Genomic DNA, 15064 nt, shown 5'->3' with positions numbered 1-15064 from the left:
CGATCGTAACCACCGCCGCCACCGCCGCGATCGTAACCACCGCCGCCACCGCCGCGATTGTAACCACCGCCGCCGCCACCGCGATCATATCCTCCTCCACCTTCCCGGTTGTAATTTTCGCGGGGCCTGGATTCGCCGCCGCCATCTCTGTTGTAGTCCGGTCTGTTTTCCCGGTTAAAATTGGGTCTTCCCTCCCGCTCATTGTTGTTATTAAAGTCAGGTCGGTTATAACCGCCCGGCTTGTCCTTGGGATCATACTCTTTGTTAACATCTGAAGAGTAGGGCTTGCGGGGGCGTTCGTTTCTCTCAAAATTCATCTTACTTAATTAAGCGTTTGAAGCAATAATAGCTATGATTTCATAAAAATGAAATTCATCTCCATGGTGAGTGATATAGTTAGTGCCGATGATACCCAGGTATGGTCATCCCGGGTTTTCTCCAGTCCACATTAATATACCGGCTTTATCATTTTTGTGTTTAAAATTCTCTTTACCTGTTTCTTAGTTTTAGCTGGAAGAATTACCTCTTTCTGGAAGAACAAAGATAATTGAGTGCCGCATTCCTTCAATTATGGTGCGCATTCCTTTATTATTCCGCACCTATCATATTATTTTCTCATTAGTGTTTTGGCGAATCCATTTTAGCTCAGAACGACAGATTGATGCTACCTGATATCAAATATACGGGAATATCGACGTCATTCACTGATCCACCCCATTTATTTTACACTGTCAGTCGTTTCATAACAAACTTTTTTCATTTTCCTGTTCAAAGTACCGGCTGGCATAGGTAAATGGTTTTTCAACAGTAATATTAAGCTAAGCTACTACTTTGTTGGTAAATTTTCTGTAAATTATCTTTTAAATAACAAAATTTTTCTACCACCAGTGCGCCTAAGCCGCTCAATCTCCATCCAGTAAATTTCCCAGGCCGCCCAGTATGCTACCCTCTTCTTTACGGGGTCCTGTGCCATATGCAATAATACGGCCAGCCAAACGGCTGATGGGCAGGGACTGGATCCATACTTTACCAGGGCCTCTGAGCGTGGCAAAGAACAAGCCTTCGCCACCAAAAACCATATTCTTTATTCCTTTAATAAATTCAATATCAAAATCCACATTCTGAGTGTAGGCCACCACGCAACCGGTGTCTATTTTCAGCACTTCGCCGGGCTGAAGCTCCTTTTCTATTACCAGGCCGCCGGCATGTACAAAGGCCAGGCCATCACCTTCCAGCTTCTGCATTATAAAACCTTCACCGCCAAAAATGCCCGTGCCCAGCCTGCGCTGCCACTCTATTCCTATGCTTACTCCTTTGGCGGCGCAGAGGAAAGCATCTTTCTGGCAAATTACCTTGCCCCCCATCAGGGCCAGGTCCATGGGAATAATTTTACCGGGGTAAGGGGCTGCAAAACTCACTCTCTTCTTTCCTTGTCCCATATTTGTAAAGGCGGTCATGAACAGGCTTTCCCCTGTGATCATGCGTTTGCCGGCGGAAAGCAGCTTCCCGAAAAGCCCCTGGTTGGGCTGGGAGCCATCTCCAAACATGGTTTGCATTTGTATTTCCTGGTCCATCATCATAAAGCTTCCGCTTTCTGCAACGGCCGTTTCCTGGGGGTCCAACTCTATTTCTACAATCTGTATCTCCTCCCCATAAATCTTATAATCGATTTCGTGGTTTCGCATATGACTTTGATCTTATTACGGGATAATCTGTGTCAAAAGTAATAAATGCAGCAACTAAACAACTGTTAAATATTACAAAAAAAAACCGTCCCGATAGATATCGGAACGGTGATCTGTTAAACCTACAACTGTTACACTGTATAGCTATTGTTTAATAGCTAGCTATTTTAATTCATTGAAACATTCGTTTTTATACTGCGCGCATGCTTGTCTTCTTTAGCTACCATTTCCCCATCCGGAAAAAATGCATACGGCTTGTTGGATACATAATGCGGATCATGCAGCCTGCGCACGGTTTCCCGCTTGCTGAACACTTTCAGGAGCAGCACCAGGAAGGGTACATATTTTAAACCGCGCGGCAGCTTGTAATGATCCAGCACATCAATGGAACGCTTGTTCATGGCGTACATTACGGGCACCAGGATCAGCGTAAGGAAGGTGGCAAAGATCAACCCGAACACCATGGTCCAGGCCAGCGGCCCCCAGAAGGCTACGTTATCGCCCCCAAAGAACAGGTGCGGGTTACCTTCGGAGAACAGGGTGGCAAAGTCAATGTTCAACCCTACGGCCAGCGGTATCAGGCCCAGGATGGCGGCTATGGCCGTAAGTAATACCGGCGTCATACGTGTTCTGCCACCTTCTACCACGGCATCATACACCGGCGTACCCTGCTTGATCAGCAGGTCAATAAACTCTACCAGCACTATACCGTTACGTACCACCACACCTGCCAGCGCCATAATACCTACACCGGTCATTACAATGGAGATATCCATACCGAAAACGGCAAAACCCAGGAACACGCCGATGATACTGAACACGATCTCCATGGCAATTACCAAAGGACGGCCAACTGAGTTGAACTGCGTTACCATGATCATAAACATCAGGCCTACTGCGCCCAGCATGGCCATTACCAGGAAGTTCATAGTTTCCTGCTGATCTTCCTGCTCACCGGTCATTTTTACAATTACACTATCCGGCTTGCTGAACTGGTTGATGGCGCTTTGCACTTTCTGCACTACCTCGTTGGTATTATAACCGGTCAGCACATTGGAATACAGCGTTACCACCCGTTTCTGATCTATACGTTTTACGCTGGCGTAAGTATTGGAATAAGTGATATTGGCCACTGCGGATAAGGGCACCTGGCGGATTGCGCCGCCCATGTTCATATCGCGGTAGGTGATGTTCAGGTTCATAAGCGTATTAATATTATTACGCTGATCTTCCTTAAAACGCACCATGATCTGATAATCATCTTCCGGATCCCGGAACTTGGAAGCTTCTGCACCATACAGGGCATTACGCAAAGCCATGCCTATTACACCCGTAGAAATGCCTTCCTTATTCGCTCTTTCACGGTCTATATTCACCAGTATTTCCGGCTTGTTACTTTCAAAATCGCTTTTCAGCTCTTCCACACCACCTATCTGTAAAGAATCCAGGTAGCGTTTTAAGCGCATAGAGGTAAGCGTTAGCTCATTAAAATCATCACCGCTGATCTCTATGTTAACCGGCTTGCCTGTGGGGGGGCCGCCCTGCTCCTGCTCTACTGTAATATCTGCACCGGGTATGCCTTTCACTGCATCGCGGATCTTGCCCAGGTAGTCTTTGGTAGACTGTCCTTTACGTGCGCCAAACTCCACAAAAGCTACGGTTACCTTACCTTTCTGCGGCTGCACGCTCTGGTCCATCTGGCTGGGATCGCCGGCGCCTACTGCTACGTTGGAGATAATGGATTCCACAATAGGATTGTTGGCGCCTACTGTTTTAGTGATCCGCTCTTCTACAATATGCGTAATAGAATCTGTGTACTTCTGATCGGTACCATTAGGCAGCTCCAGGTAAGCGTAAATAAAGTTGGGATCTGCCTGCGGGAAGAATACCACTTTCGGATTGCGGATACCGGTTAAGATAATGCTGAAGATCAGCAGGCCAAAGGTGGCAAACAGAATACCTATAGGACGCCAGCCTTTCAAGCACCACTCCAAACGGCGGTGATACCATTCCTGCACCTTAGGCCAGGTGTGCTGCTGAAAACGGCGCGCTACACCGCCCAGCCAGAAACGTTCCAGCACGACCAGCAGGTACATGAACACTACAAAGTTGCCCACGCCAAAACTATTGGCATATGCAATGAGCGCTATTACTGCAAATACTGCGGTGATTATCTTAAACTTCTTATCAAACTTAGGTTTGGGATGCTCCTCTCCTTCATGGCGGTCCATAAAATCAACCGCAAATACGGGGTTGATGATATAGGCTACTACCAGTGAGGCGCCCAGTGTAACGATCAACGTTACGGGCAGGAAGAACATGAAGCTACCTATTACACCGGGCCAGAACAGCAGCGGCACAAAAGGCGCCAGCACTGTAAGGGTACCGGATAATACCGGCAGGAACACCTCGCCCGCCGCTATTTTAGCGGCTTTCACAATTCCCAGGTCGTGCCGTTCATGAAAGATCCGGTGCACGTTCTCTATCACCACAATGGCATCATCCACCACTATACCCAATGCTAACAGGAAGGAGAACAGCACCATCATGTTCAACGTAAAGTCGAATGTGGGTAAGATCAAAAATGCAATGAACATAGAGATGGGTACCGACATGGCCACGAAAATGGCATTTATGGCGCCCATGAAGAACATGAGGATGATGGTTACCAGCACAAAACCAATGATGATGGTATTGATCAGATCATGCAGGGTTACGCGGGTAGATTTAGACTGGTCTGCCGTAATATCCACTTTCAGACCTTTGGGCAGATAGCTCTTTTGCATGTCTGCAATGATGCCGCGGATCTTATCAGAGGCATCTATCAGGTTCTTACCGCTTTGTTTAATTACGTTCAGCGTAATTACATTCTTACCATTCAAACGCGCATAACTTTCCTGCTCTTTAAAACCATCCACCACATCTGCCACATCTCTCAGGTACACTACGGCGCCGGACATACCGCGCACTACAATGTTGCCGATCTTACTGGCATCTTTATACTCTCCTTTCACACTGAGGGTACGCTTTTGCCCATCCATAGATACCAGGCCGCCGGAGACGGTACGGTTCTCCGCGCCTACTGCATTAATGATATCGTCAAAGCTGATGCGGGCGGCGTCCATCTTGTATTTATCCACGTTGATCTGGATCTCGCGGTCCAGCGCACCCACAATATCCACACGGGTAATTTCTGTGAGCGCTTCAATGCGGTCCTGCATTTCATCTGCATACTTCTTTAAGGATTGCAGGTCAAAATCGCCGGAAAGGTTCACGTTCATAATAGGGATCTGCGATACATCTATCTTAATGATCTGCGGTTCCTTACCATTTACGGTGAGATCGGAAGGCAGGTCGGCCTTGGCTTCATCCACCTTCTCGCGCACTTCCTGCCGCGCGGTTTCTATATCCACATCCGTATTAAATTCTATGGTGATGATGGAATAGTCCTGCAGGGAGGTGCTTTTAATTTCCTTTACACCGGAGATGCCGCCCAGCTGTTTTTCAATGGGCTTGGTCACCAGTGTTTCCATATCTTCCGGTGCGGTACCGGGGTACAGCGTATTAATATAGAACTGCGGAAATACTACTTCCGGGAATTGCTCCTTGGGTAACGATATGTAGGAAAGGATACCGGCAAAGGCTATGATAATGGTGGCTACATAAATGCTCACCTTATTATCAATGGACCAGCTGGTAGGCTTAAATTCTTTATTCAGGTTGTCTTGCATACATTAGCTTTTAGCTTAGCTGATAGCTAGAGTTTAATCAGGTCGTTATCATTTAATCCCTGGTAACCGGTTGTCACCAGCTTCTCGCCCACCTGCAGTCCGTTCTTTATTTCGGCTATATCATTATAGGTGCGTCCCATTTCAATATCCCGGCGCTGTGCCAGCATTTTACCACCTGCTTCTTTAGCCACTACCACAAAGGGCTTGCCCATGGTGTACTGTATTACATTCACGGGTATCACTACTGCATTTTTTGCAGTGTAATCTATGATCTTCACATGGGCTATCATGTTAGGGCGCAGGGCGGGGTCGGCCGGCAGCGGTACTTCAATTTTAATGGTACGGCTTTGCGGATCAATGGTGCGGGATGCAAAACCTATTTTGGTACGGATGTCTTTATTGATGTCCGGGAAGCTGATGAGCACCGCATCGCCGGTTTTTACATTACCTGCATAACCTTCTGCTACATTGGCTACTACTTTTAATGCATTGCTGTTCACCACGCGGAAAGCAGCGGTTGGGGAAGAGGGGCCAATGTTATCTCCCAGCTTGGCTATTACCGCATCTACCGTTCCATTGATGGGGGAAACAATGCGGGTTTGCGCCAGCTGCTCGTTTAAGGTGCCCAGCTTTCTTTCCAGGCTTTCTTTGTTGTTCTTTGCAGTAAGGAACTGCATTTCACTGCCTATTTTCTGATCCCAGAGGCGCTTTTGTTTTTCGTAGGTAGTAGTGGCCAGCTCCAGCTGTGTTTTCAGCTCTGATATACCGGAGCGCGCCAGCTGATCATCTACCTGGCCCAGGGTTTGGCCTTTGCTTACCTGCTGACCTTCCTTTACCAGTATGGCGGTTACCACACCGGGTACTTTGGAGGTTACGTTCACATTTTCGCGTGCATCCACGCTGCCCTGCACATCAATATAGTGCTGGAATGTGGTATCCTCCAGGGTGGCCAGGGTAACGGTTTTTACTCTTTGTACAGTATCTTTTGTACCTACCTCTTTTTCAAGAGCGGCTATCTGTGATTCCAGCTTTGATCTCTCATCCTTCAGTTTCTGCAACTGGGCTTCCTTATTGGGAGCGCCCCCGCCGCAAGCGGCCAGTATCAGGGTAGTGAAGGGAATAACGAAATATCTTTTGGTCATATCGATCGAATTTTAAAGATCAGTTTAGGTTTAGCTTTTACAATTTTCCGTAGGCCTTCATGTAATCAATCTTCGCCACTATCGTATTGTACAAGGCATCGAAATAATTTTTCTGTGCGGTGAGCAGGTCATTTTCCGCGGTGCTCATTTCCAGGCTGCTGCCTACCCCTTCACGATACTTGATCTGGGTAGTGGTATATACTTCCTGCGCCAGCTGCATATTCTGCTCCTGCGATTGCAGGGTAAGCAGGTTATTGCGGAAAGTGGAGGCGGATTGTGATTGCTCCAGGTCAATGGACAGCTTCAGGTTCTCTACATTCTGCTCTGTTTTTTTCAGGGCCAGGAAAGCCTGATCTACCTGCCGTTTGCGCTGGAAGCCGGCGAAGATGGGTACGGAAAGGTTCAGGCCCAGCGTACTATAGCCATACCAGGTGGGATTCTTGAAATAATCGAACTGGCTGCTACCTCTCAAAGAACCGGCAGAGGCGTTAAAGGAAAGCGTAGGCAGCCCTTTCATCTTATACCGTTTCAGATCATATTCGTTTGCGCGTTTCTGTGACTGTAATACCTGGTACTCTATCCGCTGATCGTAATTGAAACCATCTACATTAACGGTTTGCGCTGCAATGGCTTCGGTAGAGAGCGTGTCCGTTAATTCTATGGCTTGAGCCATGGGCATGCCCATCTGGAATTTCAGCGCAGCAGTGCCTACTTCTATCAGGTTGCGCAGCTTGGTGATCTCCGTACTGAGGTTGGCCATTTGCACGGTTAAGCGGTCTACATCCAGCTTCTCGGCCAATCCATTCTTATAGGTTTCGCGGGTATCGGAAAGGGTTTTATCCAGTGTGGCAATATTCCCTTTCAGAATGGTGAGCGCTTTGTTAGCGGAGAGCACGTTATAGTATGCTTTGTATACAGCAACCTTTACATCTACTTCTGATTTTTGCACATTGCGCGCAACCAGCTCCTCCAGCGTTTTGCGGGCCTGTAAGGCTACCAGTACGCTGGGATCAAACAGGGTTTGGTTAAGCTTTACATCACCGGTCATGTTGTGGGTGAGTCCAAAAGCTACGGCCTGGTAGGTGCCTTCCGGCGCGCTGGGATCAAAGTTGTGCAGGTCTATCTGCGACTTTTGCAATACGGGTGAATAGGAGTAAGCGCCGTTAGCGGTAATGGTGGGTAGTGCCAGCCCGCTTACTTCTTTGTTCTTAGCCAGCTGAATTAGCTCATCCAGCCTGGCATTTTTAATTGTTGTTTGATTAGCGAGTGCATAATCCACGGCCTGTTTGGCGCTTAGCTGCAAGGGCCCCTGTGACTGCGGCGCTGCTTGCTGCGCGCGCAGGGTGGTGGTAAGTGCCATTAGCAGTAGCAATGAACCGGCCAGGATAATGAGCTTTCGTTCTGATTGCATACAGTTGTATCTATTTGTTTAGCGATAGTTGTTGTTGCCTGTACTTTTCTATTAAGCGGAAACCCTCTGCTGACGATACTCCGTATAAAAAATGCTCCAGTAATACGCGCTGTACCTTTCCCATATCATAGCCTTCCATCGGGAACACTTCCGGCTGAAAACACACCATTGCGGAGGCTATGCGGAACTGTGTGAGGATGTTCACATCCAGGTCTTTCCGGTACAGCCCTTCCCGGATGCCCCGCTCCAGGTTAGTGCGGATGGTGGTACGCAGGGAGCTGTTGCGGTACTCCTGGAACACGAGGAATGCCCGGGAATGGAACTTTTGCAGGTCCAGCATGATCACCGGGTTCATGTTGCGCAGCTTTTCGTCCATCATGTTCATGATCTCAAACAGCTCTTCTATGGCGTTGTCGGCTTTGCTGATGATGGTGCGCTCCTCTTCCTGAATAATTTCCAGGTAGCGCCTGATGGCGTGTACCACCATATCGTCCTTATCTACAAAATGGGCATACAAGGTTTTTTTGGAGATGCCCATGCGGGTGGCAATATCGTCCATGGTAATGGACCTGGTGCCGTATTGCCGGAACAGGCTAAAGGCGGTATCTAATATTCTTTCCTGTACTTCCATTGGATTCAAATGGGCATTGAGAGATGTACAAAGCCCGGACAAAACTAGGGAAACTTTTTAAACTACAAAAGTTTCCATGATAAAAAAATGGAAATTGTCGCGTTTAGGGGAGGTAGGGGGGAAATGGGTAGATGGGCGGGGATTTTATATTTTATTCTCAATAGCTATATTCCAAAACCCCGACCCGAGTTGCGCACGGGTTGCACCCGAATTGCGCAGCAATTACGGAGCCATTATGAGGGCTTTTTCACGAAGGGAGCATACGGTCTCGTCCTAATATTGGTTTACACCTTGTTAAATAATCCTGTTTGAAGTTTACAATATTTGGCCTTTCCAGGAAGCAGCATACGATCTCATCCTACATAGGTTTACACCTTTGTTAAATAATCCTGATAATCCTGTTTGAAGCTTACAATATCTGGCCTTTCCAGGAGAGGAGCATACGATCTCATCCCATTATAGGTTTACACCTTTAGTAAATAATCCTGTTTGAAGTTTACAATACCTGTTTTAAATCCCTGCAATCAGGATACACTGGCTCCGGGACCGAGATGTGCTTATGTAAGTAAACCTAATCTGGAATAATCTAGCTAATTTGCGCCCGGAAATCGGAATCACCGTTGCACATTCGCTCATCCGCACCTAGCATATTGTAATAATATTATGTCTCCCGAACTTAAAATGAAAGCCATTGCCGCCCGTATACTGCGGTACTTTTTCCAGGGTTTACTGATCCTGGCTCCTATTGGCATTACCGCGTTTACCATCTACTGGGCCTTTATGACGGTGGATAACCTGCTGCCCACTTCACTGCTTCCGGAAAATACGCTTGTATATAAGTACCTGCATTATAAAGGGGTAGGTTTTGTGCTGGTATTGCTGCTGATCATTATGGTAGGGTATCTGAGCTCCTCTTTTATTGTAGGCCGCCTGTTTGATATGTTTGACCGCCTGATGGAGCGTACTCCTTTTATCAAATACATTTACAGCTCTGTAAAAGATGTGTTTGATGCGTTTGTGGGCGAGAAAAAGAAATTTGACCATCCCGTGCTGGTACAGCTATACGGGCTGGATGTATGGGAAATGGGCTTTATTACCCAAACGGATGTGAGCTATTTAGGCCTGGAAGGGTATATGGCCGTGTACGTACCTCATGCCTATGCCATTACCGGCAAAGTTTTTATGGTGCCTAAAGAAAGAGTGAAACCGCTGGAGAATATTTCCGCAGGTGAAGCCATGAAGTTCGCGGTAAGCGGCGGCGTTACCTCCCTTGACCATCATACTAAGTAAAAAAGTAAAAGTTAAAAATTAAAAAATACCCTGCCTTAGGATGTTATGTTCAACCAAAGCACTCCCTTTTTAATTTTTACTTTTTTACTTTTTACTTATTCAACACTTCTTCTGCAAATTGCCATAACAGGTGGTTGAAGATCTGCGGCTGGTCGTAATTCACCAAATGCCCGGCTGCCGGCACTTTGAAGATGGTATCTTTCCACTTACGTTTAAAGGAAACCCCATCCAGATAATTGAGCCTTACCACGTTCTCCTGCTGCCCCATTACCAGGCATAAAGGCAGTTCGCTGTGCTGCAGGCCATCTATATGATTGGCGCCATCAGCCCGCATATACCGGCCAAAGGTGGTGCGGAACACCGGGTCTGTATCATAATAATATTGCTTGCAACCGGCTATGAACTGATCTGTAGGCCGGTACACCAGCTTTTTGCTGTAGGCGGTTAATGCCGCGTCCGAAGGGGTTTCTGTAAGCACCTGTTCGTACGGGGATGACAGTAGTACGGAGGCCCACGGCGTATCATGATTGCCAATAGCTGCACCGGCAAAAAATAATCCTTTAGGCGGCTGCGATAAAAGAGGCAGCGCTTCGCTGATGAGATTTGTGCCGGATGAAATGCCTACCAGCACATAATTTTCCAGGGTGCTGGCATTAATATAATCGGCCAGCTGCCGCGCCATGCCGGCAATGCTATAATCCCGCTCCGGTGCGGTGCTACGCCCGGAACGGCCATGGCCGGGCAGGTCCGGCGCTATAAGGCGGAACTGCTCCTGCAATAATTCATCTTTTAATTGCTCATCCCAGATATCGGATTGTTGCAATCCCCCATGAATGAAAATAATGGCTTTATCAGATTCACCGGTGCTGCGGGTAAAAATGGGCATACCATTTACCGGAATGGTCGTAAAATTTTCCATAATTGAGTTAGTCCCCTACTTCACGGCATTGGGTTTAAGGTGCTGCTGTTTTCATATTTGGTCGTGCCTGATGTGGGATATTTATGCTAAATATAAAAACCCGTCAGCGATCATACCATTTGTTTAACCAACCATTAACAAAACAAGATTATATGTGTGCACGCATAATTTTTATGCTTATTTTAGCGGCTGCAATCCTCTCTCAGTGTAGTTTTCAAATTACTTAATGCTAAATGCTTAACCTGTATGTACCAGCGGCTTTCACCGTTTATACTGTTAGGATTATTATTACCGTTACAAGGAATTGGCTGGGGATTTTTTGCGCATCAGCGTATTAACCGGCTGGCGGTATTTTCCCTGCCACCGGAAATGCTGGTGTTCTATAAACCGCACCTGGAATTTATAACGCAGCATGCTGTAGACCCTGATAAAAGAAGGTATGCGGTAGCTGCGGAAGCGCCCCGGCATTATATAGATATTGATCATTACGGACCACCGCCTTTTGACAGCCTGCCCCGTTCCTGGCAGGCGGCTATGATAAAATATACAGCCGATACCTTACAGCAGCATGGCATACTGCCCTGGCATATTCCCCGTATGGTGGCCCGTTTAAGCTGTGCCTTTGAGGAAAAAGATGCGGCGCAGATTCTGAAACTCTCTGCGGAGCTGGGGCATTATATTGCCGATGCGCATGTGCCTTTGCATGCCAGCTCCAATCATAACGGGCAATTAACCAACCAGCAGGGTATTCACGGCCTGTGGGAATCGCGCATACCGGAGCTGGTGGCAGACAAGGCTTTTAACTATTGGGCGGGCAAAGCCACTTATATAGCGGATGTGCAGGACTTTGCATGGGAGGTTATTATCGGTAGCGCGCTGGCAGCCGATACGGTATTAAGACTGGAAAAAGAATTAAGCAGCCGGTTCCCGCCGGGGCAGCGTTATGCTTATGAAAAACGGAATGGCGTACTGGTGCGGAATTATTCAAAAGCCTATACCCTGGCCTATCACCAGCTGCTGGGCAATATGGTGGAACGGCGCATGCGCAGCGCTATGCAGGCAGCGGCCAGCTGCTGGTACACGGCCTGGGTAAATGCCGGGCAGCCCTCCCTGCGGGAGCTGGCCGGCAAATCGTTTACCGCCACCCAGCTGCAGGAGTTTCAGCAGCTGGACCAGGCCTGGCAAAAGCGGCGTTCATTGGGCCGCGGGCATGAAGAAGAATGACTGTATTAACAACAAAATAACAAGCCATGAAACCCGGTGTGGCATTCACTCTCAGCCATTAGCACGCGACTATTTTCCATTTAACTTTTCACATGTTATGACATTTAAAATAAAAAACGGTTTTTAAGAAAAGATAAATTATCTTTGTTGGTACTATCTTTTTAACCTTTATCCTACACCACTTAACGAAACACCTTACTTTTTTTATCCGTTCCTTAGAAAAACCAATAAAAGTGGAAGAAGCTAATAATTTATTTAATCAGGATCGCAACATGAAGGTGCACAACTTTAACGCCGGGCCTTCTGTATTACCGAACGAGGTATTATACAAAGCCAGCAAAGCGTTGATTGATTTCGAAGGATCGGGCATGTCAATTTTAGAGATAGGTCATAGAACAGAACTGTTCATGAACGTGTTGGATGAGGCTCGCAGTCTGGTAAAGGAGTTAATGCAACTAGAGGATGACTTTGAAGTATTGTATTTACACGGGGGCGCCAGCACACAGTTTATGCAGGTGCCTATGAATCTGTTGGAAAACGGAGAAACGGCTGCATATGTAGACACCGGTGTATGGTCATACAAGGCTATGAAGGAAGCCAAATCTTTTGGATATGTAGATGCCGTGGCCAGTTCACGTGAAAGCAACTATAACCACATTCCCAAGCAATTCATTATTCCGCCACAGGCCAAGTTCCTGCATATTACCACTAACAATACCATTTATGGTACGCAGTGGCAGAAAATGCCGGTAACAGACCTGCCGCTGGTAGCAGATATGAGCTCGGACATCCTGAGCCGCCAGCTGGACTTTAACAAGTTTGCGCTGATCTATGCCGGGGTACAAAAGAATATGGGCGCTGCCGGTACTACCATGGTAGCGGTGCGTAAAAGCGCACTGGGTAAGGTAACCCGTAAAATACCTACCATACTGGATTACCGCGTGCATATTGAAAACGGATCTATGTACAATACCCCGCCGGTATTTGCGATCTATATTTCCATGCTTACGTTACGCTGGTTAAAAGAGCAGGGCGGTGCAGCAGCTATGGAGCGCCTCAATGAAAAGAAAGCCGGCATGCTGTACAGTGAAATTGATAATAATCCGCTGTTCCGTGGTACGGTAGCTAAAGAAGACCGCAGCCGCATGAACGTGTGCTTTATTATGGATAAACCGGAGCTGGAAGAAGAATTCCTGAAATTCTGTAAGAAAGAAGATATCGTAGGCATCAAAGGCCACCGCAGTGTTGGCGGTTTCCGCGCATCGCTGTACAATGCCCTGCCCTACGAAAGCGTAGAGGTAATGGTAGAAGCGATGAAGTACTTCAGCCTGAAGAAAGCTTAATAATGTTCGTGAGAATGATATTGTGCGGATAACCTAGTTATTTGATTAACCGCTATAATGCTTAAAGTCCCGTTTCGTCTGCAGACGAACGGGACTTTTTAATTTGTGGATATGCAGATGTGCAAATGATTGTATGGAGATCGGTGTATGAGTAAAGCCGGGTTATGGCGCTTGCGCTTGGCCATCTAAATCACCTCAGCATATTAGCAAATTAGTGCCTTATTTATCTCCAGCTCCGTTCATTTGCACACCAGCACATTAGCACATTTGCACATTATTATTATTTTTGCCCCCTCAACAATCACATAATCATGGCAATCATCAGACCGTTCAAAGGATTAAGACCGCAAGCCGCATTGGCTGCCCAGGTGGCCGCACGGCCCTATGATGTGCTTAGCTCTGCAGAAGCTAAAGTGGCCGCCGCCGGCAATCCTAATTCTTATTACCACGTTTCAAAATCTGAAATTGATCTGCCGGACGGTTCGGATATTCATAGCCAGGCTGTGTATGAAAAAGCGGCCGAGAACCTGCAAAAGTTCATTAAAGAAGGTACCCTGTTCCAGGATGCCCAGCCCTGTTATTATATCTACAAGCTGGTAATGGATGAGCGTGCACAGGTAGGCCTGGTATGCGCGTCGTCCATTGCGGATTATAACAACGGCATTATTAAAAAGCATGAATTTACGCGTCCGGAGAAAGAGCAGGACCGTATTAATCATATAAAAACCACCCGTGCACAAACCGGTAATGTGTTCCTGGCTTATAATGATGTGCCGGAGCTGAACGTGGTAATAGAGCACTGGCAGCACAAAGCACCTGCTTACGATTTCACCGCTGATGATGGCATACAGCATACCATTTGGGTCGTGGACGATGCCGCTGTAACAGCGCAGATCACCAGCCTGTTTGCCGAAAAAGTGCCCTTTACCTACATTGCCGACGGGCACCACCGCGCAGCTTCCGCCTCCCTGGTACAAAAGGAATTTGCCGCTAAGGGACTGGTTAAATCTGAAGAAGATGCAGCCAACTTTTTCCTGACCACTATTTTCCCGGCCAGCCAGCTGGCTATCCTGGATTATAACCGCCTGGTAAAAGACCTGAACGGCCTTACAGCGGCAGACCTGCTCTCCCGCCTGGATTATGATTTCACGGTGGAGGAAGTAGGCCATCTGCCGCAAAAACCAGCCATGCTGCATGAGTTCAGCATGTACCTGGAAAACAAGTGGTACCGCCTGGTAGCCCGCGAAGGCACCTACACCACCGATCCTATCGGCATATTGGATGTAACCATCCTGCAGAATAATGTACTGGATAAGCTGCTGGGTATTAAAGACCCGCGGACCGATAAACGCATTGATTTCGTGGGCGGCATCCGCGGACTGGAAGAGCTGGTAAAACGGGTGAACAGCGGCGAAATGAAAGTAGCCTTTGCCCTGTACCCGGTTACCATTCAGCAGCTGTTTGATATTGCGGACAGCGGCAATGTAATGCCTCCCAAATCCACCTGGTTTGAGCCCAAGCTGAGGGATGGGCTGATCACGCAGCTGATCTGATCAGGATACTCATATGCCCGGTAATGATCATCAGGCGTATCTTAATATGTTTTTTACTTAAAAGGTCCCGGAATAGCCCCCGGGACCTTTTTAATTCCAACCCTGCAGCACATTAGCATATCAGCACATTAGCGC

11 protein-coding genes are annotated in these 15064 nt (G+C 47.5%); 4 read left to right on the top strand and 7 right to left on the bottom strand.

Annotated elements, in window-relative coordinates:
* The 6 genes from BMZ54_RS33125 to BMZ54_RS07230 all read right to left on the bottom strand — a co-directional run.
* Nucleotides 1-317: hypothetical protein (locus BMZ54_RS33125; protein ID WP_202909153.1), on the bottom strand; the 317-nt coding region annotated here is incomplete at its 3' end.
* A gap of 585 nt (nucleotides 318-902) precedes the next feature.
* A complete protein-coding gene (locus BMZ54_RS07250) occupies nucleotides 903-1685 on the bottom strand; it encodes a TIGR00266 family protein (RefSeq protein WP_089908117.1) in 783 nt (260 codons plus the stop codon).
* Nucleotides 1686-1852: 167 nt separating this feature from the next.
* Nucleotides 1853-5416 carry an efflux RND transporter permease subunit gene (locus BMZ54_RS07245; RefSeq protein WP_089908114.1) on the bottom strand — a complete coding sequence of 1188 codons (3564 nt, stop codon included), beginning with the start codon at nucleotides 5414-5416 and terminating at the stop codon, nucleotides 1853-1855.
* Nucleotides 5417-5442: 26 nt separating this feature from the next.
* On the bottom strand, nucleotides 5443-6558 hold the full coding sequence (locus BMZ54_RS07240; protein WP_089908111.1) for an efflux RND transporter periplasmic adaptor subunit: 1116 nt from the start codon (nucleotides 6556-6558) through the stop codon (nucleotides 5443-5445).
* A 37-nt stretch (nucleotides 6559-6595) separates the two neighbouring features.
* Complete coding sequence (locus BMZ54_RS07235; protein WP_089908108.1) at nucleotides 6596-7969, bottom strand: TolC family protein; 1374 nt, start codon at nucleotides 7967-7969, stop codon at nucleotides 6596-6598.
* 10 nt (nucleotides 7970-7979) lie between these two features.
* Nucleotides 7980-8600 carry a TetR/AcrR family transcriptional regulator gene (locus tag BMZ54_RS07230; protein ID WP_089908105.1) on the bottom strand — a complete coding sequence of 207 codons (621 nt, stop codon included), beginning with the start codon at nucleotides 8598-8600 and terminating at the stop codon, nucleotides 7980-7982.
* A gap of 663 nt (nucleotides 8601-9263) precedes the next feature.
* Here BMZ54_RS07230 and BMZ54_RS07220 point away from each other — a divergent pair.
* Nucleotides 9264-9890 carry a DUF502 domain-containing protein gene (locus BMZ54_RS07220; RefSeq protein WP_089908100.1) on the top strand — a complete coding sequence of 209 codons (627 nt, stop codon included), beginning with the start codon at nucleotides 9264-9266 and terminating at the stop codon, nucleotides 9888-9890.
* A gap of 91 nt (nucleotides 9891-9981) precedes the next feature.
* Here the strand turns inward: BMZ54_RS07220 and BMZ54_RS07215 are convergent, their stop codons facing one another.
* Nucleotides 9982-10809, bottom strand: a complete 828-nt coding sequence (locus tag BMZ54_RS07215) for an alpha/beta fold hydrolase (protein ID WP_089908097.1) — start codon at nucleotides 10807-10809, stop codon at nucleotides 9982-9984.
* A gap of 246 nt (nucleotides 10810-11055) precedes the next feature.
* Between BMZ54_RS07215 and BMZ54_RS07210 the strand changes: the two genes are divergently transcribed.
* The 3 genes from BMZ54_RS07210 (at nucleotide 11056) to BMZ54_RS07200 (ending at nucleotide 14929) form a co-directional block, all read left to right on the top strand.
* Nucleotides 11056-12033 (top strand): zinc dependent phospholipase C family protein, encoded by a 978-nt coding sequence (locus BMZ54_RS07210; RefSeq protein ID WP_238386516.1) that lies wholly within the window; start codon nucleotides 11056-11058, stop codon nucleotides 12031-12033.
* A 272-nt stretch (nucleotides 12034-12305) separates the two neighbouring features.
* Complete coding sequence (gene serC / locus BMZ54_RS07205; RefSeq protein WP_089908465.1) at nucleotides 12306-13376, top strand: 3-phosphoserine/phosphohydroxythreonine transaminase; 1071 nt, start codon at nucleotides 12306-12308, stop codon at nucleotides 13374-13376.
* 311 nt (nucleotides 13377-13687) lie between these two features.
* Complete coding sequence (locus tag BMZ54_RS07200) at nucleotides 13688-14929, top strand: DUF1015 domain-containing protein (RefSeq protein ID WP_089908094.1); 1242 nt, start codon at nucleotides 13688-13690, stop codon at nucleotides 14927-14929.
* Nucleotides 14930-15064 lie beyond the last annotated feature (135 nt).

The organism is Chitinophaga rupis (genome assembly GCF_900109685.1).
GTDB lineage: Bacteria > Bacteroidota > Bacteroidia > Chitinophagales > Chitinophagaceae > Chitinophaga > Chitinophaga rupis.
Note: the sequence above shows the minus strand (reverse complement) of the source record. Positions and strands in the feature narration are given on the sequence as shown.